At 68.6% G+C, this 24,546-nt stretch carries 16 protein-coding genes and 4 pseudogenes; 11 read left to right on the forward strand and 9 right to left on the reverse strand.

From position 1 onward, the window contains the following. Positions 1-367: 367 nt before the first annotated feature. Positions 368-892, reverse strand: coding sequence for a recombinase family protein (locus ACZ4S3_RS11850; protein ID WP_467930885.1), 525 nt, complete (start codon positions 890-892; stop codon positions 368-370). A gap of 120 nt (positions 893-1,012) precedes the next feature. Here ACZ4S3_RS11850 and ACZ4S3_RS11855 point away from each other — a divergent pair. Next, positions 1,013-1,156: pseudogene (locus ACZ4S3_RS11855) on the forward strand (flavin reductase family protein); the annotation flags it as partial. Between the two features lie 329 nt (positions 1,157-1,485). Here the strand turns inward: ACZ4S3_RS11855 and ACZ4S3_RS11860 are convergent. Continuing rightward, the gene (locus tag ACZ4S3_RS11860; RefSeq protein ID WP_467930889.1) at positions 1,486-2,289 is read right to left on the reverse strand and encodes a Cof-type HAD-IIB family hydrolase; all 804 of its coding nucleotides are present in this window, start codon (positions 2,287-2,289) and stop codon (positions 1,486-1,488) included. Positions 2,290-2,573: 284 nt separating this feature from the next. On the opposite strand from ACZ4S3_RS11860, the gene ppgK reads away from it, so the two are divergent. From ppgK to zwf, 7 genes and pseudogenes are all read left to right on the forward strand, one after another. Next, complete coding sequence (ppgK, locus tag ACZ4S3_RS11865; RefSeq protein ID WP_467930892.1) at positions 2,574-3,341, forward strand: polyphosphate--glucose phosphotransferase; 768 nt, start codon at positions 2,574-2,576, stop codon at positions 3,339-3,341. A gap of 57 nt (positions 3,342-3,398) precedes the next feature. Then, a complete protein-coding gene (gene tkt, locus ACZ4S3_RS11870) occupies positions 3,399-5,465 on the forward strand; it encodes a transketolase (protein ID WP_467930893.1) in 2,067 nt (688 codons plus the stop codon). Next, entirely contained in the window at positions 5,462-6,211 is a 750-nt protein-coding gene (locus ACZ4S3_RS11875) for a transaldolase family protein (protein ID WP_467930895.1), read from the forward strand. Before tkt ends, ACZ4S3_RS11875 begins: the two co-directional genes overlap by 4 nt. Positions 6,212-6,439: 228 nt before the next feature. Further along, positions 6,440-6,805: pseudogene (gene pgi / locus ACZ4S3_RS11880) on the forward strand (glucose-6-phosphate isomerase); the annotation flags it as partial. Between the two features lie 10 nt (positions 6,806-6,815). Next, positions 6,816-7,847 carry a phosphogluconate dehydrogenase (NAD(+)-dependent, decarboxylating) gene (gene gnd / locus ACZ4S3_RS11885; protein ID WP_467930900.1) on the forward strand — a complete coding sequence of 344 codons (1,032 nt, stop codon included), beginning with the start codon at positions 6,816-6,818 and terminating at the stop codon, positions 7,845-7,847. A gap of 5 nt (positions 7,848-7,852) precedes the next feature. Beyond that, positions 7,853-8,554 (forward strand): 6-phosphogluconolactonase, encoded by a 702-nt coding sequence (gene pgl / locus ACZ4S3_RS11890; RefSeq protein WP_467930904.1) that lies wholly within the window; start codon positions 7,853-7,855, stop codon positions 8,552-8,554. Between the two features lie 42 nt (positions 8,555-8,596). Further along, complete coding sequence (gene zwf, locus ACZ4S3_RS11895; protein WP_467930908.1) at positions 8,597-10,006, forward strand: glucose-6-phosphate dehydrogenase; 1,410 nt, start codon at positions 8,597-8,599, stop codon at positions 10,004-10,006. 435 nt (positions 10,007-10,441) lie between these two features. Here the strand turns inward: zwf and ACZ4S3_RS11900 are convergent. The 3 genes and pseudogenes from ACZ4S3_RS11900 to ACZ4S3_RS11910 form a co-directional block, all read right to left on the reverse strand. Then, positions 10,442-12,221 (reverse strand): annotated as a pseudogene (locus ACZ4S3_RS11900) (type IV secretory system conjugative DNA transfer family protein). 171 nt (positions 12,222-12,392) lie between these two features. Continuing rightward, positions 12,393-12,956: pseudogene (locus ACZ4S3_RS11905) on the reverse strand (SPDY domain-containing protein); the annotation flags it as partial. A 99-nt stretch (positions 12,957-13,055) separates the two neighbouring features. Beyond that, complete coding sequence (locus ACZ4S3_RS11910; RefSeq protein ID WP_467930912.1) at positions 13,056-13,619, reverse strand: SPDY domain-containing protein; 564 nt, start codon at positions 13,617-13,619, stop codon at positions 13,056-13,058. A 250-nt stretch (positions 13,620-13,869) separates the two neighbouring features. On the opposite strand from ACZ4S3_RS11910, the gene ACZ4S3_RS11915 reads away from it, so the two are divergent. The 3 genes from ACZ4S3_RS11915 (at position 13,870) to ACZ4S3_RS11925 (ending at position 15,269) form a co-directional block, all read left to right on the forward strand. After that, positions 13,870-14,283 carry an SPDY domain-containing protein gene (locus tag ACZ4S3_RS11915; RefSeq protein ID WP_467930917.1) on the forward strand — a complete coding sequence of 138 codons (414 nt, stop codon included), beginning with the start codon at positions 13,870-13,872 and terminating at the stop codon, positions 14,281-14,283. 21 nt (positions 14,284-14,304) lie between these two features. After that, positions 14,305-14,802 (forward strand): hypothetical protein, encoded by a 498-nt coding sequence (locus ACZ4S3_RS11920; RefSeq protein ID WP_467930921.1) that lies wholly within the window; start codon positions 14,305-14,307, stop codon positions 14,800-14,802. 257 nt (positions 14,803-15,059) lie between these two features. Then, the gene (locus ACZ4S3_RS11925) at positions 15,060-15,269 is read left to right on the forward strand and encodes a prealbumin-like fold domain-containing protein (protein WP_467931571.1); all 210 of its coding nucleotides are present in this window, start codon (positions 15,060-15,062) and stop codon (positions 15,267-15,269) included. Positions 15,270-15,565: 296 nt separating this feature from the next. On the opposite strand, the gene ACZ4S3_RS11930 is transcribed toward ACZ4S3_RS11925, so the two are convergent. The 4 genes from ACZ4S3_RS11930 to ACZ4S3_RS11945 all read right to left on the reverse strand — a co-directional run bounded on the left by ACZ4S3_RS11930 (position 15,566) and on the right by ACZ4S3_RS11945 (position 24,540). Continuing rightward, the gene (locus ACZ4S3_RS11930) at positions 15,566-15,994 is read right to left on the reverse strand and encodes a hypothetical protein (RefSeq protein WP_467930926.1); all 429 of its coding nucleotides are present in this window, start codon (positions 15,992-15,994) and stop codon (positions 15,566-15,568) included. Between the two features lie 305 nt (positions 15,995-16,299). Next, a complete protein-coding gene (locus ACZ4S3_RS11935; protein WP_467930931.1) occupies positions 16,300-18,270 on the reverse strand; it encodes a discoidin domain-containing protein in 1,971 nt (656 codons plus the stop codon). 17 nt (positions 18,271-18,287) lie between these two features. Further along, positions 18,288-22,280 carry a discoidin domain-containing protein gene (locus ACZ4S3_RS11940; protein WP_467930936.1) on the reverse strand — a complete coding sequence of 1,331 codons (3,993 nt, stop codon included), beginning with the start codon at positions 22,278-22,280 and terminating at the stop codon, positions 18,288-18,290. Beyond that, on the reverse strand, positions 22,273-24,540 hold the full coding sequence (locus ACZ4S3_RS11945; protein WP_467930940.1) for a hypothetical protein: 2,268 nt from the start codon (positions 24,538-24,540) through the stop codon (positions 22,273-22,275). Before ACZ4S3_RS11945 ends, ACZ4S3_RS11940 begins: the two co-directional genes overlap by 8 nt. Between the last annotated feature and the right edge of the window lie 6 nt (positions 24,541-24,546).

Here is a 24,546-nt window from a genome sequence, read left to right on the forward strand (position 1 = left end):
TTCGAGACCGCCCGCACAGCCAATGACACTCCAAAGCCACCGGCGATCCCGGAATCGCTGTGGCCTGCCCACCGCTCACCCTGAACGCCTTCAGGTTGCTCATACCCCTCCCCCGTGCCGAAGCCGATCAGGACCGCCGCCCCGCCGTGCGGTAGCAACAGTGACGCGGAGGGCAGGGAAGTGCTCAGGACGTGCGGCCGAGCGCCCCCGCACCTGCTTGACGGCAAGCCCTACGGTAGTCGACTGCTGGTCGACCTGGAGTGTCATCAGATCTCCCTGACGTGCCCCGCAACCCTGCTCAACCCTGGCTCCACGGATTGATGGTGGGGAATGCGTGTGCGCCATTTGGTGCGGCCGGAATTATTTCCTACCTTGACCTTCTGTGCACCGACGGACGGATTCCAGGGGCGGTGGACTGCTCCTGGTGAGCGTACGTTATGCGGTTATCCAAATCTTCAGGCTGGAAATCAATATGGCGTGTAATCAGGCATCGCGTCGCGTGACGGGCGCGGACGTGGGAGCTGTGTTGAGGAGTCGAGGGGACGGCGAGTGCGAGAGTGATTGGGTGGAGAGGTTCCTCGAAGAGAGTGTCGATGGAGCTGTCGGGCTTGATGACCTTGCGCTTTTTGAAGGCTGAGGTGTCGGTCTCTCGGTAGGCCTTGGCGAACGGTCCCCAGCTCAGGTGGGCGCGGGTGTCTTGGGCGTCTTCGAGCTGGCGGTCGACGCCGGTCTCGAGGCCGAAGCGGTCAGAGGAGATGCGCAGGTAGGCGCCGGGGCGCTTGGGGGCGTATGCCGCAAGGTGGTCATAGAGGTTGAGGGTGACTTGGCCGCCGCAGGCGTGGGCGGGGACGTCGAAGTCTTCCCAGACGGCTGGGGCTGGGGCAGTGGACACGATGTCGGCTCGTGGTGCTCGGCGGCTCTGATAACGGGCACTTTCCCACGAACTCAGGGGTTTGGGGGTGTTGTGGATCCGCCGTAGGATCCGTGGCCGCCGGTGTGGATACTGATCACCATGCGCACTGACTTTGATCCCGCTGCCATGTCCCGCAACGAGTTCTACAAGCTCCTGACCGCGGTGGTTGTGCCGCGGCCTATCGCCTGGGTCTCGACGATCAGCCCTGATGGTGCTTCTGCGAACCTGGCACCTGCGAAGTTCTGAGGAAAGCGGTATCGGTCGGACTGACGTCAGCCCAGGCCAACCGAGACGCCAATTGTGTGGCGAGTGAACGCGGGGTCCGTGCCGTACCCGCTGTCCGCACTACGCCGGATGAAGACCTTTTGAGGCGTGGGGTGGTGAAGAGGAGCCCGGCTGGCTCGCGCGCCTACACTCATTCGCCGTTACCGGCGCCATGGACGAGCTTCCAGTCGTTCGGCAGGTAAGTCCGCAGCGGTTGCTTGCCGGCGCGTAGACTCGCAGGCACTGCCGGGATCGGGGGTCATGCAGGGACCATCAATCTCGGTACGTACATCATGCGGTGACGCGGGTCAAAGGATGAACTGCTCGACCGCGTTCGCGAAACCCTCCTCCTCGTTGCTCGTCGTCACCCGCCTCGCCGCGCGCTGGACCTCGTGGCTGGCGTTGCCCATCGCGATGGACAGTCCCGAGTGGGCGAACATGAGCACGTCGTTGGGCATGTCGCCGATCGTGGCGATCTGTTCGGGGGAGATCTGGAGCTTGGCGGACCAGTACTTGACGACACTGCCCTTGTTGGCCTGAGGATGGGTCACATCGAGGTAGTAGGGCTGCGAGCGGGCGGCCGAGACATGCTCGCCGAACTGCGCGCGAGTTGCGACCGCGGCCGCCTCTACGACCTCGTGGTCGTCGCAGACCCCGACGACCTTGGCGGCGCCCTGCTCGAGCCCGTCGAAGCTGGGAACGAGTGTGGGCGCGAACTGCACCGTCCAGCTCTCGCGATCCACGTGCGGACCCTTCGCGTCGAGGACGTACCAGTCAGCGCCCCGGTAGACCCAGACGCTGAGGCCGAACGACTCCATCAGCGCGACGACCGGGGCCACCACCTCCGCGGGAATGACCTGCTGCTCGACAACAGTCATATCCGGATCGACGATGAGACCACCGTTGAAGGCGGCGAGTTCAGTGGTCAGCGCCAGGGGCTCGATGATCATGGACATGCCCCGGGGTGGTCTCCCGCTGGTCACCGCGAAGAGGACGCCGGCGTCGTAGAGCTTGTGGACCGCCTGGACAGCGCGGTCGGTGAGGACCTTGTCGCTCGTGACCAAAGTGCCGTCGACGTCGGCAAGAAGCAAGCGGATCGGTCGGGTTGGCATCACGCCTCCGTAAGCTCTGGTCGCGGCCGGTCCGGGTGGAGAGGCAACGGCTCATGGATGCGGGGGACTTATCGGACGGGTTCCCGGTCGGCTTGATTTCCAACGCCTTTGCGGGCGCCCAATGCTTGGATATACCCCTGGAGCGTCGATATAGCTCCATAAGAGAGATCTGGCGAATATAGGGTATGTATGAGAATATAAGGGAAGTATAGCGAAGCTCTTGCGGGGCTGAATGTCCAAAATTCACACAACACTTTTGGGCCAGCCCCTGAGGGGAGCGGGCAGTGGCGCAGCCAATTCCGGACAAGACGGCCCACGTGCTGGGGGTCGACATCGGCGGGACCGGCATCAAGGGAGCGCCGGTCGACCTCGAACGCGGCAGCCTCATCGGTGAGCGGGTCCGGATCCCGACCCCGCAACCAGCGGCCCCGGAGGCAGTCGCGGAGGTGGTCGTGCAGGTGCTCTCCCAGATCGGCGTCCCGGGACCGGTCGGGCTGACGCTCCCGGCCGTCATCCGGGGCGGCAAAGTCCAGACGGCGTCCAATATCGACCCGGCCTGGCTGGAGACGGACGCGGCCCAGCTCTTCGCAGAGGCGACCGGCCGCGACGTCAGTGTGGTGAACGACGCCGACGCGGCCGGGATCGCCGAGATGCGCTTCGGCGCCGGCAAGGGACGCGAGGGCGTCGTCGTGATGGTGACGCTTGGCACCGGTATCGGCAGTGCCGTCTTCTCCGACGGGCTCCTGGTGCCCAACAGCGAGTTGGGGCACCTGCCGCTGCACCATGAAGATGCCGAGGACTGGGCCGCGGAGTCGGTGCGTGAGCACGACGACCTGTCCTGGAAGAAATGGGCGCACCGTTTGGAGAAGTTTCTCGAGCTCGTCCAGCGGCTGCTGTGGCCCGACCTGATCATCATCGGCGGCGGCGTCAGCAAGAAGGCCGACAAGTTCCTGCCGTACATCGAGCTCAGGACCGAGATCGTGCCGGCACAGCTGTTCAACGATGCGGGCATTGTCGGCGCGGCGCTCTTCGCCCCGGCCGGGGAAGGTTAACCCCAGCCCGCCGCACTCGATATGCGGGCAGGGGAAGTACCTTCAGGGAGGCTCGCATTGAGCAACATCGACCTGGAAACACTTTCCGTCAACACGATCCGCACCCTGTGCATGGACGCCATCCAGGCGGCCAACTCCGGCCACCCTGGGACGCCGATGGGAATCGCCCCGGTCGCGTACACGCTCTGGCAGCGCTTCCTGCGCTTCGACCCGGCCGACCCGATCTGGCCCAACCGCGACCGCTTCGTGCTGTCGGAAGGACACGCCTCCGCATTGCTCTGGTCGCTGCTCCACCTCACCGGCGTGCAGGCCGTCGACCCTGACTATGAGATCCTCGGCCGGCCCGCCGTGAGCCTCGACGACCTCAGGACGTTCCGCCAGCTCGGCTCGCGCTGCCCAGGGCACCCGGAGTACCGGTGGACCAGTGGCGTGGAGACCACGACCGGCCCGCTCGGCCAGGGCGTTGCGACCTCGGTCGGGATGGCGATCGCCGGGCAGTGGCTCGCCGCCCGGTACAACCGCGACGACTTCACCGTGTTCGACTTCGACGTGTACGCGATGGCCGGCGACGGCTGCATGATGGAGGGGATCTCCTCGGAGGCCGCCTCGCTCGCGGCCCACCAGCGACTGTCGAACCTTTGCTGGATCTACGACTCCAACCGGGTGACGATCGAGGGCCACACCGACATCGCGTTCACCGAGGATGTGGCGGCCCGGTTCATCGGCTACGGCTGGAACGTCACGACCGTGGCCGACGCCAATGACCTCGACGCCGTGGCCCGTGCGCTGCACACCTTCAAGTCCGAGAAGGAGCGTCCGACGCTCATCGTGGTGCACAGCCACATCGGCTACGGGTCGCCGGTCGAGGACACCCCGAAGGCGCACGGCGCGCCGTTCGGCGTGGAGGGCGTCAAGTCGACCAAGCGATTCCTCGGGATGCCGGAAGACAAGGACTTCTTCGTTCCCGACGGCGTCTACGAGCACTTCGCCGCAGGCGTCGGCGCGCGCGGTCGCGAAGCCCGGACGAGTTGGGAGGCTCGATTCGAGGCCTACCGAACCACCCATCCCGAGCTCGCCGACGAGTTGGAGCGTATCCAGCGGCGGGACCTGCCGGAGGGCTGGGAGTCGGCGCTGCCGACCTTCGCGGCCGACCCCAAGGGCATCGCCGGCCGTGACTCCAGCGGCGAGGTGCTCAACGCGCTTGCCCAAGCCGTGCCGTGGGTGGTCGGCGGGTCGGCGGACCTTTCGCCGTCGACCAAGACCAACCTCACGTTCGCAGGCGCCGGCGACTTCCAGGCCGATGACCGCTCGGGACGCAACCTCCACTTCGGGATCCGCGAGCACGCCGCCACCGCGATCACGAACGGGATGGCACTGACCAAGTTGCGCTCGTACTGGTCGGGGTTCCTGATCTTCTCGGACTACGCGCGCGCCGCGATCCGGCTTTCAGCGCTGATGGAGATCCCGGTCGTGCACATCTTCACCCACGACTCGATCGGGGTCGGCGAGGACGGTCCGACCCACCAGCCGGTCGAGCAGCTCGCGTCGCTGCGCGCGATGCCGGGTCTGCTGGTGTTCCGCCCGGCCGACGCGAACGAGGTCGTCGAGACCTGGCGGGTCGTCGCCGCGCTCAGGCACGAGCCGGCGGTGCTGGTCCTTTCCCGTCAGGCGCTGCCGACCCTGGACCGCTCCGAGGTGGGGGCCGCATCCGGGGTGGCCAGGGGAGCTTATGTCCTCGTTGACGCGGCGGACGGCAGGCCCGACGTCGTCCTGCTCGCCACCGGGTCGGAGGTGCAACTCGCGCTCGCGGCCCGTGACGAACTCGCCGCCGAGGGCCTCGCGGCTCGCGTGGTCAGCATGCCCTGCTGGGAATTGTTCGACCGTCAGCCCAAGGAATATCGCGACTCGGTCATCCCGCCCGACGTCAGGGCCCGGGTAGCCATCGAGCAGGCGGCGACCCTCGGCTGGGACCGTTACGTCGGGGACGGCGGCGCGGTCGTCGGCATGCACACGTTCGGGGCATCGGCGCCGCTCAAGCAGCTGCTGACCAAATTCGGCTTCACCCCCGAGAAGGTCACCCAGGTTGCCCGCGAGTGCGTGGATACCGGAAGGGAACAGGCGTGAACGTAACCCAGGCGCTCCACGAGCAGGGCCAGAGCATCTGGCTGGACAACATCACCCGTTCGATGCTCGATACGGGACAGATCCAGCACTACATCGACCAGTACTCGGTGACAGGGCTCACCTCCAACCCCTCGATTTTCGACAAGGCGATCGGCTCCGGTGACTACGACGATGCGATCCGCGCGAAGGCGGCGGGCGGGCGCAGGGGCGAGGAGCTGTTCTTCGAGCTGGCCATCGAGGACCTGCAGCGGGCCGCCGATCTGTTCCTGCCCATCCACGAACGCACCGACGGCGTCGACGGCTGGGTCTCGTTGGAGGTCTCGCCGACCGACACCCTCGCCATCGGCCTCGACGTGTACCGGGCGTACCGCGAACTGATGGCTTCGGAGCGCTTCCAGCGGCTGGAGAACGCCGGCGCGCGCATGCAGCGGCTGCTCTGGGCCAGCACGAGGACGAAGGACCCGGCCGCCTCCGACACGCTGTACGTCCACGGTCTGGCCGCGCCATTCACGGTCAACACGATGCCCGACGACACCCTGAAAGCCTTCTTCGACCACGGCGAGATCGGAGAGACGCTGCCGTCGGACGGGGGCGAATCCGAGGCCATGCTGGCCCGCTTCGCGACTGCGGGCATCGACGTCAAGGCGCTTGCCGCCAAGCTGCAGAGCGAAGGCGCCAAGTCCTTCGTCGCGTCCTGGAACGACCTCATGGAGCGAATCGACCGGCAGAGCAAGGCCGTTGCCTGACCTCGGCGCCGAGCGGCCGGACCGAACCCATCAGAGGAGCAAGCAATGCCATCGACCGCCCTGCGCGACCGTCCTGCGTGGAAGGCGCTGGCGGGCCATCACTCCGAGATCGCCGGGCGCCACCTGCGCGAGATGTTCGCCGCCGATCCGGGACGCGGCGAGCGGATGGCGGCCGAGGCCACCGGGCTGTACCCGGACTACTCGAAGAACCGGATCACCGACGAGATGGACCTGATCGGTTTCGGCAAGTCGCTCAACCCGCTCGGCAGCCACCACGACATCCTCTCGTCGAACGTCTTCGCCCAGGCCCAGGCGCTCGGCTTCGGCAAGACCGAGGACGAGGTGCGCGCCGAGGGGACGGCGCAGGACGTGGCGCCGCACCGGGTGATGGAGGGCAACCGCCCGACGAACGTGCTGCTGGCCGAGGTGCTCACGCCGTACCGGCTCGGCACACTGGTCGCGCTCTACGAGCACAGAGTGTTCACCCAGGGGACGATCTGGGGGATCGACTCCTTCGACCAGTGGGGCGTCGAGCTCGGCCACGACTCGTCCACGAACGCGCTGATCCGGCACTACCGCACGCTCAAGGACTAGGAGGCACCTCATGGCGACAGACAAGCCCATGCAGCTCGGGATGATCGGGCTCGGCCGGATGGGGGCGAACCTGGTGCGTCGGCTGATGCGAGACGGCCACCATTGCGTCGTGTCCGACGTCAACGCGGCCGCCGTCACCGAACTGGCCGGCGAGGGCGCGACAGGCGCAGACTCACTTCCGGATTTCGTTGCGAAACTGGACAAGCCACGGGCCCTGTGGCTCATGGTTCCGGCTGCGACCGTCGACTCCATCCTCGACCAGCTCGAGCCGTTGCTGGAGCCCGGCGACATCCTGATCGACGGCGGCAATTCCTACTACCGCGACGACATCACACGCGCCAAGCGTCTTGCCGACAAGTCGCTGCACTATGTCGACTGCGGGACCAGCGGTGGGGTCTGGGGGCTGGAGCGCGGCTACTGCCTGATGATCGGCGGCGAGGACGAGGTCGTGGCCCATCTCGACCCGATCTTCAAGACGATCGCTCCCGGCGAGGGCAGCGCCGAGCCGACGCCGAGCCGGACCCGGACCGACGGCACCGCCCCGCGCGGGTACCTGCACTGCGGGCCGAACGGGGCCGGGCACTTCGTGAAGATGGTCCACAACGGGGTCGAGTACGGGATGATGGCCGCGATCGCCGAGGGCCTCAGCATCATCAAGCGTGCGAACGCCGGCAAAAGCCGACAAGAGGCCGACGCGGAGACGACACCGCTGCGCGATCCGTGGGCCTACCAGTACGACATCGACGTCGGAGAGGTGGCCGAGGTCTGGCGGCGCGGCTCGGTCGTCGGCTCGTGGCTGGTCGATCTGACCGCCGACGCCTTCGCCGGCTCGCCCTCGCTCGACGCCTTCGCCGGGCGGGTCTCCGACTCCGGGGAAGGCCGCTGGACCGTCCTCGCCGCGGTGGACGAAGGCGTCCCGGCACCGGTCATCACCACCTCGCTCTACGAGCGCTTCGAGTCCAGGCAGGCCGGGGAGTTCACCGACAAGATCCTCTCGGCGATGCGCTCGGAGTTCGGCGGGCACGCCGAAAAGAAGGGCTGAGGGCTGTGCATCACGAACTCGACGTCGTCGCCGACCCCGATGCGGTCGCCGGCACCGCGGCGGCGTTCGTGGCGCGGCTGGCCCGGGCCTGCGTGCAAGCCCACGGACGGTTCACGTTCGCCGTCAGCGGGGGGCACACGCCATGGGCGATGTTCGCGCGGCTCGCACATGAGGACGTCCCCTGGGAGCACGTGGCGGTGTTCCAGGTCGACGAGCGGGTCGCGCCCGACGGCGACCCGGACCGTAACCTCACCCACCTGCGGGAGAGCCTCGGTGCGGCCCCGGCCGAGGTCATCGCGATGCCCGTGAACGACGCCGACCTTGACGCGGCGGCCGCCGCCTACGGGCGGTCGCTGCCCGAGCGTTTCGACCTCGTTCACCTGGGCCTCGGCCCGGACGGGCACACCGCCTCGCTGGTGCCACGGGACCCGGTGCTCGAAGTCTCGGACCGGCCGGTGTCCCTGACGGCGCCTTACATGGGCCACCAGCGCATGACACTCACCTATCCTGCGCTCGCTCGCGCCCAGCAGTTGCTCTGGCTCATCACCGGAGCGGACAAGCGCGAACCGCTCTCGATGCTCGTTGCGGGAGACCGGTCGATTCCCGCCGGCCGGGTCGAGGCGGCGGCGTCGCTCGTCCTCGCGGACGCGGCGGCGGCCGGCCGGAGCCCTGCTGGCGTCGGCTCCCAGTCGCGGGCGGGACCATGATGCCCGACCCTATTGCTGTGCCGGCTCCGTAAGGAGGATGAGGTGGCTTCGAACTCGTCGAACGTTTCCGCAGACGTGCTGGTCGTTTTCGGGATCAGTGGCGACCTCGCACGTAAGATGACGTTCCGTTCGCTCTATCGGCTTGAGCGGCGCAAGCTGCTGACCTGCCCGATCGTCGGAGTGGCGCGCGACAACTGGTCCGACGACGCGCTGCGTGGCCACGCCCGCGCGGCGATCAAGGCAGCGGGCGAGCCGCTGGACGACAGCGTCTTTGCCCGGTTCGCCGCTCGACTCAGCTATGTGCAGGGCGATTACGCCGACCCGGAGACGTTCCATCGCCTCGCCCGGGCGGTCAACGGCAAGCGGCGCCCGGCCTTCTACCTGGAGATCCCGCCGTCGCTGTTCGCCCAGGTGGTCGGGGGCCTGGCAGGCGCCGGACTGACCAAGGGCGCCCGGGTCGTCGTGGAGAAACCCTTCGGGCATGACCTCGCGTCGGCGCGCGCCCTCAACGCCGAGCTGCGTCACCTCCTCGATGAGGATCAGCTGCTGAGGATCGACCACTTCCTCGGCAAAGAGCCGGCGATGGACATCCAGTTCCTGCGGTTCGCCAACTCCGTGTTCGAGCCGGTGTGGAACCGCGACCACATCTCCTGCGTGCAGATCACCATGGCCGAGGACTTCGGGGTCGAGGACCGCGGCCACTTCTACGACCCGGTCGGCGCGCTCCGCGACGTCGTGCAGAACCACCTGCTGCAGCTGCTCGCCCTGGTGGCGTCCGAGCCGCCATCGGCCGGTGATGCGGACGCGCTCCGGGACCGCCGGGTTGACGTGTTCCGGGCGATCCCCGACGCCGACCCGGCGCACTACGTCCGCGGGCAGTACGAGGGGTACCTGCAGGTCCCGGGCGTGCGGCCGGGCTCGCGCACCGAGACCTTCGTCGGGTTGCGGCTGGAGGTCGAGAACTGGCGCTGGTCCGGGGTGCCGTTCTTCATCCGCGCCGGCAAGTCGCTCCCCGAGCGAGTGACCGAAATCCGGATCGTGTTCAAGCGCCCGCCGCGGCTTGCGTTCGCGGAGCGGTTCGCGCCCGAGCCCGACCAGTGGATCCTGCGGATCGATCCGAGCCCTGGCGTGAACTTCCGCATCCAGGCCAAGCAGCCGGGCAAGCAGGACACGCAGCTGGTGGACCTCGACCTCCTCTTCGCGGCCGAGCTCGGTGAGGCACCCGAGCCGTACGAGCGCCTGCTCAGTGACGCAATGCAGGGCAACGCGAGCCTGTTCACCCGGGAGGACTCGGTGGAGGAGACCTGGCGAATCGTTCAGCCACTGCTGGAGGCGCCCGGCGACCCCGAGCGCTACCGGCAGGGGACCTGGGGACCGGCGGGAGCGAGCAAGCTCGTCGCCGGATATCCGCGATGGCACGAACCATGGCTGCCGACGAGGCTTCCCGACTGACACAGCCGCGCCCCGGACCTGGTGAGCTCGCGTGGGGTGCCGCAGGTGAAGGTGGCCCGCCAGGGGCGGGGACCGGCGTGGGCGGCGGTCCAGCGGTGCTCTGGGCTTGAGGCGAAGAGATGGCAGGTGAGGGTGGTAGCACCGTCCGGCGATGTCAGGCACAGGTCACCCATGGCTGGCAGGGGCCGAAGGCGCCAGGTGGTCAAGTCCCTGACCGCTCGGAAGGCGGAGGACACAGAGCCCGGGCCAGATGGAGCGGCGTGACCAGGACGTGGGCGCGGGGGAGGGGAGTTTCGGGAGTCGTGGTGGGATCCAGGAAGACGGGCGGGACGGGAGGTGCTTACCGGCTGCGGGACGGAGGTGCGGGCGGTGCCGGTGCGCTTCCTAGAGGGGGCGCCTCCGCCGAGCGCACCGGCACCACGAGGGGCCTGTGGTTTATGCGGCTTCGCCGAAGTCGGACTGCTTCGGTGTGCCCTTGGCCAAGGCACGGGTGGTGATGCCGTCGGAGGCGCGCTTGGAGGCCGCGGACAGCTCGTCCGCGCCGGGTTCCTTGTACCAGGGACGCAGGGTGAGCATGGCGGCGCGCATGCCGGTGGCCAGGCACAGGGCGCTCCCCTTGGCGAGGGCGCGGATGCGGTCAGCGGGCATGATGCGTTCCTGCCGCATGCTGATGCTGGTGGAGGTGCCGGACTCGGAGGTGGAGGTCGACTTCGTCTCCACGTCGTGATCGCCGATCAGCCGGCTGAGCTTGTCGGCGAAATCGGGGTCATCGATGCCGGCGCCGATCACCTTGACCGTGGCGGCGGACCACATCGCGTCCATGCCCGCGTCCCCCCAGACCTTCTGACCCTGGCGGTAGGACTGCAGGATGAGGCCTGGCTGCCAAGGTGGGAGTACAGGTCAGGCAGGTCGCTGATCTTGCAGACGTTGGCGGTCTCGTCGAGGATCGCGAGCATCGGCGGGTCGAGGCGTCCGCCGGCGCGCTCTGCCTGCGCGGTGGCGGCGCGCATGACGGAGTCCGCGCACGCCGCGATCAACGCGCTGGCCCCGCCGCCATCCTTCGACAGCAGATAGAGGGTGTCGGTGCTGATGACGAAATCGGCCGGCTTGAACTCGGGCACGTCCTTCTGCGGGGTCACCCACCGGGCGATCTCGGCGTTCAGGAGGGGAGCGGCGTACTGGCGCGCGGTCTCGTACATGCCGTCGCGGGTCTCCGGCGGGCCTTCAACGGTGCCCTTCAGCTGGGCTGCGACCGCGGCGTGGCCGTGGTCGCGCAGGATGTCCAGCGGGGTGCGGTCGGCGGGGAACGCCAGCCAGGCCATCACATCGGTGATCGGCCTGTTGTCCAGCGCGGCGGCGAGGAGCAGCTGGGTGAGGATGTTGGATCCGGCCTTGGACCAGAAGTCGCCTGCTGACTCGCGTCGACGCTGGCGGCCAGGAAGTGCCCGGCGAGCCGGCCGGCGCCTTCGAGGGCTTTCGCGTCGGCGAGGGGATCCCACCACATTTCGCGGTCGGCGTGGGCGATCTGCTGCGGGTCCATCGACCAGGTCCGGCCGATGGCGGAGCAGGCATCGATGGTGGCGGTGTAGGCGTCGTTGGCCGCCTTGTTGGAGGTGAGCAGCACGGGCCCGGGGGCGCTGAGGATGGACGGGATCGCCAGGCTGGTGGTCTTGCCGGAGCTCGGCGCCATGATCGCGACGGCGACGTCCTCGTATCCCATGCGGACCTCGTGGCGGGTGCCGGCGAGGTTGCCGAGGAGGATTCCGGTCTCACGGGCCTCGACGTGCTTGGCGTCCTTCAGGCTCGGCCGCAGCGAGCGAGCCTTGTCGGTGATCGCCTTGGACATCAGCGGCTCGATGTCCTTGGCCTTGGCCATCCCGGCGAGGCGCTTGCTGCGCCCGCCGTTGCGGTTGTTGTGCCGCGACCAGAGGACGGCGGCGGTGAGAGCGAGGGCGATCACCGCGGTGATCGGCACAATGCGCGCACCGATCAGAAGAGACGTTTCCTCTGTGTCGGGCCACGGGCGTTCGGGGTGGAGGAGGGCACCGATGGGCTGGTACCCAGTCCAGGGACCGGAGTCGGTGGCCCAGGCGGTGATGTTGCCGCCGAGCCAGGCGAGGGTGGACAGGGGGACGGCGACGGCGAGGGCGCCGAGGAGGGCACGGAAGGCTATGTCGTAGCCGTCGGTGTTCGGGCGAGGGGAGGGGGTTGTCAAGAGGGCAGGTCCAGGGGGCAGGTGGGTGGTTCGGGCTACCGGGTGCGGCCCGGCGGCGGCTTGGGCGGCTGCGGGCGGGCCGGTTGAGTGGGGGTGGCCGGGTGGGCTGGCGGTGTAGGTGCGGGCCAGCGGAGGGATCGCCTCGGGGCGGCGAGGCAGCGGCCGGGAGTCGGCCACGGCGGTGGCGAACGCGGTGACGACCGGCAGCGGTGCGCGGGCGCTGAAGGCGGCGTGCCACAGCGTCTGGCCGTGGATCCGGCAGGTGGCGACCCAGGCCGTGGCGCCGTCGTGGCTGCGCATGTCCCAGGCGGCGAGCTGGTCGGGGGAGCACCGCTTGTGAAGCGAGCGTTGGCCGATGCCGGGGGTCCAACCAGCCTCGTCCAGGGTCTGGAGCGGATCGCTGGCCGGGGTGTCATCTGGGTGTGTGAGGGCCTGGGCGAAGGCGAGGATCGTTTCTGCGGGGGTGCGCGCGTCGAAGGACGCGTGCCAGGGGGCCTGTCCGGCGGGCGTGCCCAGCACGGTCCACCAGGGATGGTCCGGGTCGGGTTCCAGTCGCAACCGCAGCGTCCCGTCAGGGCTTTCGAGGTGCGCGTGGAGACGGCCGGGCTGGGAAAGATCGCGCCAGTCGTGTGTGCGCAGGTGGTCGGTGACCAGGCTGCTTTCGCCTCCGCCGGCGAGGTGGCGCGGGGCGATCACCACGTGCGGGACGGCGAGCGGTTCGGAGGATTGGGGCATGGTGAACTCATCTGCGGAGAGAGGAGGTTGGGACGCACGCGGGTGTGAGCGTCGGCGAGCGGACGCGGAAGGGTGCTTCGAGGGGCCCGGTACGGGTTGTCAGCGTCGGCGACGAGGCGGCATCTGCGGGGGCTGTGCCGGGAGCGGTGTGGGGTGCTTGCATCGGGCGGCGACGTCCTGGACGCGCCGTTCCAGGGCGTATGCCACGGCCTCGGCGGACACGGTGAGGCGTGTGGTGCCGATGTGACGGCGGACGTGGGCGGGCAGGTGCAGGGGGTCGCGGCGCAGGGGCGCGGGGTCGGCGAGCGCCTGGATGAGAGCGGTGATCAGGTGGGGTGGAGTGTTGCCGTCGAGGCGGGCTTGCCAGATCAGGTTCTCGGGGTCATCGCTGAGCGCCGTGGTGATGAACCAGATGTCCGAGCCGGTGTGGGTGAAGTGGTCCACGTGGACGAGGCCGTTGGCCGAGGCGAACATCCCGTCGTCGATCTGGTGCCAGTCAGCCTTGCGCAGCGGCTCGTACGGATCGACTGCGCGGGCGGCGGTGGCGTCCGGGGCGGTGAGGGTGTCGGTCAGGGCGGCGATGATCTCCACGGTGGTGCGGGCGTCGAACCGCGCCCACCACGGTGGCTGGGTCGCGTCGGGGCGTGCCGCACGGTCCACCACGGCTGGTCGGGATCTGGTTCGAGACGCAGCTCGGCCCGCTGGTTCGGGCTGGTCAGCAGGATGCGGGGGCTGAGGAACGTGTGCGTGGAGCGCCAGCCGCAGGCTTGGTGCAGCGGCACCGTGACCCAGTGGGGGTCCCCGCCGCCGGCGCAGCGACACCTTCCTGACCTCCCGGTCGCTGTACTGGACTGACGCGATACAGCCCCTGCTCGACGCCGGCTGGGAACGCAAGCCGCTCGCCTACGGCAAGGTGGAGATCCTCTCGCCGGACCGGCTGGCGGGCGCCAGCATCGACGTCGTCAGCACCGACCCGGACGCCGAGCTGGTGACGCTGTGGGCCGGACCTGACGGGTGGGGCACCCGCGCCGAGGCGCACTTCACCGCGCGCACCCCTCAGCATCTGATCGCCGCCACGGCAGCCGCCTTCGTCGACCCCACCCCCATCGCCCGCTACAAGGGCAACCTCAATCCCCGGCTCGCGAAACTGGCCCAGCTCACCCCCGTGCAGCCGCCGAAACCCTCAGCGCCCACCCCACTAGACATTCAGCGCGCTGCTGTTGCTCGCCGCCGCCCGCCAGCACTCGGGACGCGCAGCGTTCCCCGCTGGACCACCACCACGCTCCCGCCCGCAGCCCCCGCCGGACGCAGCGGCCCGCGGCGCTGACCTCCCCGTGGAGACGGGCAAGTGTCCCTGCACGTACAGCAGTTCTTCGCCAGCGTCCTCGCGTTGCCCTTCGACGGCCACGCGGTCATCGGAAACTCCTACTACGCCACCCCACAGCCCGACTCGGCACTGAGGCTGCGGATCGACTTCGCCCCCACCATTCGCCACGGCGAGTACGACGGGCTGCGCCTGCGCGTCATCCACCCCGAACAGGGCGTCGTCGACACCGCGATCCTCCCCTTCGCCGAGCATGGCACCTTCGCCCGCCGCGACGCAGCCCGGGACCTCGTGGCCGGCAGGGACGGGCACGCCGTCTTCCGCGATTGGAACAGCACCCGTACCGGCGAACCACCGTGGAAGGGCGCCGACGGCACCGGACTGCGTACGGCGATCAAGCAGTACGCCCGCATCTGGTTCCCCGGTACCCGGTCCGCATCTGCGCGCTCCCGCCCGCAGGCCCGAACGGTGCACGAGGTGCCGACCATGCCGGCCAGGACCATGCCTGCCCGCTCCCGCTGATCACTCACCTCACACGGAGTCCCATGTCCCCGCCCCGCTGGCTGCCCTCACGTCGCCGGCCCCCACAGCCGCACTCCGCTGCGGGCAGCGAGCCCTCCGCACCGCCGGGCCCGAACGGCTTCTGGCTCACCGACCCGCCTTCCGAGCCCGGCTGCACAGCGCTACGCTGACCATGCTCGACATCGTCGAGAACTGCATGTATGACGACATAACTCTGACCCGAGGTCCTCAACGGAGCGCGCTACCACGCCGTCGACCTGCTCGCCGGAGCCACGTTCACCCTGTTCGACTCCACGGGCAAGGAGGCCGCCAGCGGCAAGACCAACGCCGACGGACAGCTCGCCTTCAAGGACCTGGCATCGGGCGTGTACCGCCTGAAGGAGGTCTCCATTTCCCGAGAGTTCGCGAATTCTGAAGGGGCTGCGGGCGGGAACTCGCGGGGTGGTGCCGCGAAAGTCAGGGGATGAGGACCGGGGTTCGAGAAACCGCGGGCGGCGACGGTACCGCGGCGTGGCCAGCGGGGTCAGCCGACCGAATGGGGCTGGTCAAACCGACAGCATGTCGGTTTGACCAGCCCTCTTTTTTTACAGAACGTGTTCTGGCCCCGCCGCTTCGTGGGGGCCAGAACTGTTTGTGCTGTTCAGGAGGGGCGCAGGGGGTTGGGTGGGTCAGCGGCCTGAGAGGTGTCGTCCACGGTGGTCCTTCGGGGTTCCAGTCGTGGAGGTTCTTGAGCTTGTGCCGGTTGGAGGGGCGGCGCCTTCGATTAAGGGAGGGACATCTCCAAGCCGTTGGTGTAGTAGATCTCCATGGTCGCGGTGCCATGGCGGAACTGCTCAACCAGTGCCCCGGTCCGGTCTCCTCGCTGCCACGCCGCCGCTGCGTTCGGGCTCAGCTGTCGCAGTCCGAGTCCGGCGCTGTCCGGCCGGACGAGCTGGTCGGCCCAGGCAGCCCCCCTCAGGTAAGTTTCCAGCGCTGTGCCGGCGCTGAACTTGCACTCCAGGTAGCGATGCGGCGGCAAGCCGGCGCGACTGCCTATCGGCTGGCCCTGGAGCGCCCTGGCAAGCACGTCGCGCGAGGCGGCGTTCCAACCCACATTCGCGTGCTCGGCCTTGGCGGACCAGGTCGCGCCCCGCGACTGTGCGATCGTCAGGTCCGAGGTGGTGATGTTTCGGAGTATGAAGTGTCCCGCCATGTCTCTACTCCTTATGTTTGATTCACATCTCGCTGACGGAATGCCGTCTTCGGTGATTCGCTACGTAGACCGGGATGAGAAAGGGCAGTGTCCGTGTCCGGTTGCAGCGGGTGAGGATCGTGGGCGTGCTCAGCAGACTGCTCGGCCCGTTCGACCGCAGATGGGGCGGCACTGCCTGTGCGGAACGGCATCCAGAAGAAGGTGCACGGGGGCGTCGTGGCCAACGCTCACAGCAAAATCGACGGTGAACGCTTGGCCTTTCCCGATGAGAGCCGCGAAGCGTAGTGTCCGACATTTCCCGCGGTTCACCGCACCTCTCCGAATGGGAGATAGAACCAGGACCCCGAGTCATATCTATTGAGTGAGACTCGAGCGCCTTTCTTTACTGGGACAATGATGGAATCCTTTGTGTCCCTTGACAATGTGGTCGGTGCCGGCAATCCTCCCTGCACGGTAACCGACGAACTGGTGCCGTATCCGAAGACCAGTCCGTCCGTCTGTGGGATGAAGCTCTGTGTGATCTTCCACGGGTTGCCGAAGAGGCTCATGATGTGTGGCCGCAGAGTCATTCCTGGATGCATGCTCAGGTTATTTCCTACGACGATTCCGTCGGCGGGTACCCTCGCGTTGATGTAGTCGGTCTTGATGGTCTTTTTGCTGCCGAGAGTGATGTCGCCTTCGGCGGCGATGTTGCCGCGTACCGTGATGGTGCCATTGGTTGTGGTGGGGTTGATCCACATGGCTTTGAAGGTGTAGTTGGCTGCGACGGTGAGGTCATTGTTGGCCAGGATGGGGCCGTGAGCAGTAAGGGCCTTACCCGAGGCCACTGTGAGGCCGTCGTTGGCGATGATTTCGCCGGCTGCCTTGATCGCGCCGTAGCCGAGTTCGAGTTTCGCCTTGTTGGCAGGAGTGAGGGTGGGATTGTTCTCGATGGTGAGCGGGACGTTGGCAGGTGACTTGAGGCTGGGGGCGGTAACGCCCCCTCTGGCGACGATCGTTCCGGTGACGACGAGGTCTCCGGCGATGGTTACCGGGGTGTGGATGGCGGCGATTTCAGGGGTAATGATGGCGCCGCGGGGCTTGGTGGTGATCTCGAAGGAGCGGATGGCGATGCGGTAGCCCTGCGACTCTTGCATCCTCAGGAGCAGGTGGCGGGCGGACGTGGGCGTCGTGCCGTGGTACTCGGTTTGCCCGCTCGGGATTTCATCAAGGACGGTCCAGTTGGTGCCATTCGTCGAGTGTTCGAGAGTGCAGAGGGGCAGGGTGAAGTTCCCGTCGGGGTCGCCCAGGTAGATGCCGATATCCCTGATGTCGCGTTGGCTGTCGAGGTTGATCTGGACCCAGTGCCGGTCAGTGGGGTGGAGTTCGCTCCAGTAGTAGGTGCTCCGGTCGCCGTCGGTCATGTTGGACGGCAGGTACCGGACGCCGTCCGCATCGGTGATGAAACCGAGGTTGGTGATCGCGGTGCCGGGGCCGTTGCCGACGTCCAAGGTGCGGCTGACGTTCACGTCGCGTGCGGTGAGGTCTTGGTTGGCCACCATGACCGCGGTGGTGAGGGTGTGCGTGAGTGGCTTGCTGTTGCCGAGCGCGACGGTGGCTTGGAGCATGAAACCGGTGGGGCGGTCGAGGGGCGGGGAGAGCCAGTTGGTTCGGTCGCTGACGGGCTCGGATTCGCGGTCCCAGTACATTCGGTAGGTCGTGTTTGGGCCTCGCGATGTGTCCCACTTCAATTCGACTCGTTCGCCGTTGTCGACCATGATCCGGTTGGGCATCAGGTTCCGCATGTAGAAGCCGTCGGGGAACTTGTCCATCTGAAGCGGGGGGACGGGGCTTCGGTCCTCGAATTGACCGTTCGTCGGCGATGTCCGCTCGGTGGCTCCGATGACTGCGGAGCCCTCCAGCCTGTTCACCGTGAATCCGGCGATGTGCATGGTGAGCCGCCAGCTGCTGTCGAGCTGGGAGACCATGAACGGTGTGAAGGTGATGGCCAGGACACTGTCGCCGTCCTCCAACCGCTGCCGTCCGGTCCAGCCTCCGCCTCCGCCTCCGGTCTCCTCACTGCTGAACGTGACCGTCTTGTCCGCCGTCAGATCGTCCGCCTTCTCACCGATGGGGAGGCGGATCGTGATGCTCTCGCAGTACGCCGAAGCGTCTTTGACCTTCACGGTGATATGCAGTTCCCCGGGGCTGTCCTTGGAGGCGGTGCTCACGGTCAGCAGGTCGGGTTCCAGCTCGTAGGAGAACAGCGTGTCGCCGTTGCGGGCGTGGACGGCCATGGGACGTCTCCTCTAGGTCAGGGTCGGCGGGGGCGCAGTTGGAGGTAGCCGGCTCGGGCGGTGGGGATGGCGTCGTCGAGCGAGGCGGAGGTGTCGGCGGGCAGGATCGGCAGGCGCGCCCAGCTCGGGACCGGGCCGCTCTCATCGTGGGGTTCGGCCCAGGTCCAGTCGCCGAACCAGGCGGCGGGGCGGGGCATGACGAGTCCGTTGTCGCCGGCGTCGGTGGTCGCGGTGAAGGAGCGGATCGCCACCTGGGATGCGGAGTTGTCGGTGAAGCGGACCCGGATGTGCCGGGCGGTCACGGGCTCGGCCGGATTGGCGTGGAATTCCTGGCCGACCGGGGGGTCGGGGAGCGGCGTCCACTCTTCGCCGTCGGTGGAGGATTCCAGCTCGTAGGCGGGCAGCTGATGCGCGCCGATCGTGTCTGCGGGGTAGAGGTCTACGCGGCTGACGGTGCGGGTGTCGCCGAGGTCCAGGGCGATCCAGTCGCCGGATGTGGCGGGGTCCTGGCTGAGGTAGTAGGTGCCGAGGTTGCCGTCGAGGAGGTGGGTGAGTCCGTGTCCGTGCGCTTCGCCGAGGGAGGGGGAGGCGGTGGCGGTCTGATCGCCGGCCCGGGTGGGGGCGAGCAGGGGGTCGAGCCGGAAGGAGGCTTCGATCCGGGCCAGGGCCTGCTGGACGAGGTCGGCGTCGAGGGTGAGTCCGGTCACCGGCAGGATGTCGGTGGTGGCGTGGACGGCGGTGTGCGGGTCGGCGAGCAGAGTGAGGCGGTGGACGACCGTCTCGTCGCTGGGTTTCGCGGGCAGGGCCAGGTCCGCGCCGTTGGTGATGGGGCGCAGGTAGGGGTTCGTCGCGAGATCCGCCACGACGATGTTGAGGGTGTCGTAGTTGGTGTCGCCGCCGGGTCCTTCGGCGCTGGCGTAGTAGCCGATCAGACCGTCGTCGAGCCGTTCGGGGGCGCCGAGTTTCACTGGCCACTCATAGCTCGGGTAGTCCGCGGGCGGCGGGTTGAGGACCTGGTCCCAGGCGGGGCTGGTCAGTGGCGGGCCTTGGAGCTGGATGGCGAGTTCGGCGCGGACCAGCGCGACTGGCCGTCCGATGAGGCGGGCGGGGCTGCGATCGGCTTCGGCACTGGGGCCGGTGATGGATTGCAGGCTCTGGTCGATGGCGGTCAGAAGGGCTTCGAAGGCGCGCGGCCCGTGGCCGTCCGGTGGGAGCAGCGCGGTGAGCATCTTGGACAGCTCCGGGTACGCTCGGGCGAAGCCCGGGTCGTCGGGCCCCGGGTAGGGCGCGTGTGGCAGTACGGTCCAGGCGAGGCTGGTGTCGGCGCCGACCACGCGTAGTTCGCCGAGCGGGGAGCCGTCGGGGGCGTAGACCAGCAGGGTCTGGTCGAGGCGGTTGAACATCAACCAGCCGACCACCGGGGTTGCCGCGGGCTCGGCGGCGGGTGGCAGGCCCGTGTAGCGGGCGCTGTCCGCGGCGCGGATGGTTTCCAGGCGGACCCGGGCGGGTTGCAGGAGCCGTGGTGGCAGTTGGATGAAGCGGTGGGTGTTGACCGGGTCGGGGTAGAGCGGCTTGGTCAGGTCGGGCCGGACGCTGCGGGCCGGGTAGGGCCGCAGCGAGCCGGGGTCGTCGGGGTTGGACATGAACTGACTGGTGCGGCCGAAACGGTCGATGATCTGCAGCGTGTTGAAGAAGAACTGGCCGGCCCGTACCGGCTGGAAACGGCGGGGGCCGGGGGCGGCGTCCGGGCGGCCCGGGTTGGGCACTCGCTGGGGGTCGCCGAGTAGCGTCGGGTCGGCGTCGGTGGGGATGAGCCGGGCGGAGCCGTCCAGTTCGAGCAGCCAGTCGTTGAAGCCATCGAGGGTCTGCGACAGCACGTCCAGCTCGTCGTAGTCCTCCAGCAGGTGCGCCAGGCCCTCGCTCTCCTGGCCGGTGAAGGTGTCCAGGTAGCGGCGAACCTGCTCGCGCAGCACGTAGGCGGTGGTGGGGGTGAGGTAGGAGCGGCCGTGGAATGCAGGCCACTGGCTCTCGTTGCCGTCGAGAGACTGGGCTCCGGTGCCGTTCCACTGGTAGGTGTTGGTCGTGCCGTCGAACGTCCAGTGGTCGGTGCCGTCGCTGTGAAACGGGGTGGCGCAGTAGCGGATCTCCCACTGCAGGTACATCGGGGTCCAGGGCTGCTGCCACATCCCGGTGTACTCGGGCAGTGCGCCTTGGATGTGGGTCTGCGGGTTGCTGAGGGCGGCCTCCAGGGCGTTGGCACTGCCAGAGGGGGTGTTCGCCGCGGTGTCGAGCAGCGCGAACTCCCCTACGAGCGTGGCGCACACCGGCGGCAGGTTGGTGAGGTTGGGTTTGGGCGCTGTGCCGGGGTCGGGGGTGGTCGGGGTGTCGTTGATCAGGATGGAGGTGAGCAGGGCCGAGGGGAGGCGGCAGGGCAGCGGGTCCTCGGGGTCGCGGCCGAGTGCCTGATCGCCGCCGGCGCCTGTGGTGACCACGACCGGGTCGGCGGGGCTGTAGTAGGGGTCGTGGGCGGTGCGTTTGAGTTCGAGCCCGGCGGGGAGGTCGTGGTCGTCCGTGTACCGGTTGATGGCGGCCTGCAGATCTTCGGGGGTGTCGCCGTGGGGCAGGCCGTCTTCGCCTTGCGTCAGTTCGGCGAGGCGGTCGAGGTAGCCCTTGACCTCGGCGGCCAGGGTCCCCTCGTTCGCGGGGTCGAGCTGCCGGTCGGCTTCGGAGTCGAAGCCGACCGGGTGTTCGCCGTGGGCGTTCTCGGGCAGGTTGCGCAGCCACCACAGGTTCCACAGCCGGGGCTGGGTGCGGGTGAGGAGCTCGCTGAGGTCGTCGTACTCGGCTTGGTTCCGGTTGAGAGTGTCCAGCCAGGCGGGGGTGGGCGGCACCGGCTCAGGGTCCTCGGAGGGGCGGGCGACGATCTCCCACAGGTGGCCGCCGTCGCTGCCGGCGTACCAGGCGCGGCGGGTGGCCTCGTCGAGTTCGACGGCGCCGTCGGGTAGGCCGTACGTTTCGATCGTGCCGTTGAAGAGGGCTTTGACCAGGTCGCCGGTGAGGTTGGAGCGGGTCTGCTGGCGGATCAGTTCGGGGGCGGCGTCGGCGGTGCTGTGGCCGATGGCGAGCTTCAGGGCGGCGGGGTTGACGGGCTGAGTGGACTCCGGTGGGTTGCCGTCGGAGCGCCAGCTGATGCCTAGGGAGCTGCCGCAATACCGCGAGTGGCGCAGCGCGGAGATGTCGCCGGGCGCCTTCCACTCCAGCGCGTGCAGCAGGTCGTCCATCGTGTCGGAGCCGGGCGGCAGGAGGCCGGGGATGTCGCGGGCCCGGGTCAGGAAGTCCGCGTCCGCCTCGGAGTACCAGCCGATGACCAGGTAGCTCAGCTCGTTGTCAGCGGGGTCGTTGAAGCCGGGCTCGACGAGGTCCTGCAAGGTGTCGTGGAAGCAGAACACGTTCTTGTGGTAGGAGGCGAACGCGGCGAAGGCGGGGAGGCCGGGGCCGATCGCGGTGAGGAACGGTTCGCGGCGCTCGGGTTCGACCCAGGGCGCGGTGTCACTGAGTGCGTGGAGGCGTCCGATCAGGTCCACGTGCAGGTCTACGCGCTGACCGTCCGGGCTGCGGTCGGTGAGGTATCGGCTGGTGCCGTTTCCGTGTGCCCCGTTGTAGTCGCTGATCTGGAGGTAGTCGCTGTGCACCACCCAGCCCGCTGCCTGCCGTGCGCCCTGCCGGGTGTGGGAGTAGCGGATGACCAGCCAGCGGTTGGGCACAAGGGGGAAGGTCGTCTCGCCGGTGGCGGCATCGTAGTGGCCGCGGGTGAGAGCCTCGGGCAGTTCCCACTGGACGTGGACGCCGAACATGTTCTGCACCTGCTGGGTGGGGTTCGGCGGTTCGGGGTTGCCTGCGTCGTTCAGCATGGCCCCCAGGTCCGGGTACCAGCGGTCGAAACCCGCGACATGCTTGTTGACGACGAGGGTGTGCAGGCGGATCGGGACGATCAGGTCGGTGTCACTCAACGCGGGATCCTCCGGGGGCGGGCACCAGCTTCTGCTCGAGTGGCGCGTTGATCATCTCGACGGCGAACTCGCTGGGGCTCAGCCGCTCGGTGTGGGCGAACTCGCCGGACAGGGCGTGGACTAGGCCGCCTTCGCCGAGCAGGTTCAGGACGCCGTGGGGCCCTTCCCGTAGGAAGCTGTCGAAGATCGAACCCGATTCGGGGAAGGCGCGCTCCAGCGGGGCGCCGAGGTCGCCGTCGTCGGGGTCGAGTCGGCGCAGCGCGATCTTGCCAAACGGGTCGGTGCCGAAGTGGATGCCTTCGCCGGGTTCGCGGATGACGATGGTGTCGGGGACGTCGTCGAACAGCAGGAGCAGGACGTCGGGCGCCGGGTGGGCGCGGCGCAACTCGGTGAGGACGCGGTCGCCTTGGCGGGCGGTGAGGTCGAACTCGGGCCAGGCGGGGACGAGGGCCGAGCGCAGCAGCAGTCCTGCGGTGGCGGGTTGGGTGGTGCGGCGGGTGGCGACGGCGGCGTGGAGGGTGGCGTCGAGTTGCTGGTCGAGGGTGGTGTGCAGGCCGACGCTACGGGCGCCGTTGGTCAGGGCCTTGATCCAGTGGGGGTCGAGGCGGAACAGGCGCAGTGATTCGGGGGGCAGCATGCGCGGGTCGGGGACGAGGTAGCTGAAGGGGATGTCGTACAGCTGGCCGAGGCGGTCCAACCAGGCGGGCATGCCGGCAGTGCGGTGCTCGGCGGTGCTGCGCAGGGCGGCCTGGCGGGACTGGGTGCCGAGCAGGAGCCGCCGGTCCGTGCGGCTGAGGGGAGCGGGGGCCGGCTCCTCGGCCAGGGCGGTGACCGGCTGGGGTGCTGCCAGAGCCCTGGGCAGGTCGCGGCTGGCGGCGGCGAGGGTGCGCAGCCAGCCGAGGTTCGGGCGCAATTCCGTGTCGGGGTCGGCGGTGGCCTCGCCGGTGCGGGGTGTGCAGGCCCGGGCCCGGGCGGGGGCGGCGGCCAGGGCCATCAAGGCGACGGCGTGGTTGGACAGTTCGCGGCGGGCGCGGGTGAGGTCGGCGCTGTAGTCGGGGTCGGCCAGGGCCAGGGTGCGCCCGAGCGTCCAGGCCGAGGCGTAGCTGACGTCGTAGACGCCGTAGTCCTTGTCGTAGATGAGGGCGTGGTCGGCGGTGGTCTGGGTTTTGGGGTTCGCGTCGTACCCGTCGGGCAGTGGCTGGACGGTCACTGGGGTGCAGGGGCCGCGGTACCAGGCGTAGCTGAGCTCGCCCGACAGCAGGCGCTGCGGTACGGGGACGTAGCCTAGGGCGAGCCGCTGATGGGCGTATTGCTCGTCCGCGTCGGGGTCGCGATCGGGCGGGAGTGCCGGTTCCAGGCGCAGGGCGAGGCGTTCGGCGTTCGCCGGGTCGTCCAGGTCTTCTATGCCGGGGGCGACCAGCTGCTGCAGTAGGCCGGCCGGGTCCAGGCCGATGCCGGAGTCGTGGGTGAAGTTCCAGGACCACAAAGATGCCAGGCGCACGTGCGTGGTCTCGGTCTCGAAGTCGCCGTTGAGTGGGCCGTCGTGGCCTTCGAGGGAGACCAGGTGCACGGTGCGTGGGCCGTCCTCATCAAGGAAGCGGTTGCCGGTGACGACGGCGAACGAGCCTTCGGTGAGGACCTCACCATCCGCACGGTCGTCGGGCCGGGGCTCGTACACGTCGCGGACGTGGGTCAGGTAGTCCAGCTCTTCCTCGCGGGGGATCAGCGCGGTGAACAGCTCCTTGGGGACGTCGATGGTGCGGCAGCCGGAGGTCAGGGTCTTGGGGTCGAGCTGGTCCGGGTCGATCGCCGGGGGCTGGACGGCTTGGTCGCCGGTGCGCAACAGTTTTTCGACGCTGCGGGGCGTGGCGATCCCCAAACCTTCGGGGTCGTCGGGAAGTTCGCCTTCCTTGAACACCAGCAGGGCCATCCACGGCGCGCGGGCGGTGTCCCTGGACCAGCTGACGTCGCGTTCCCACGGCAGGATGGACCGGGTCAAGGTGATGTGCGGCAGGACGGTGTCGTAGCGGCCGGAGGATCCGGGCGGCGGGTACACCGTGTGCACGGTGCTCTCGTCGAGCACGAACTGAGCGGCACGCACCTCGAACTCGGCACCGACGGCGGGAAGCCCGTCGCCGCCGGTGATATCGCTCTCGCCTTCAAGGAGGGTGTGCTCGGCGTGGATGCGGTAGGTACCGGCGGTGAGGCGGGGAGCCAGGTAGTCGTAGAACTTGATGTGAAGGTCAGGTCCGGTGGCCAACGCAAG

The sequence above is a fragment of the Streptomyces sp. NPDC028368 genome, from assembly GCF_055565615.1.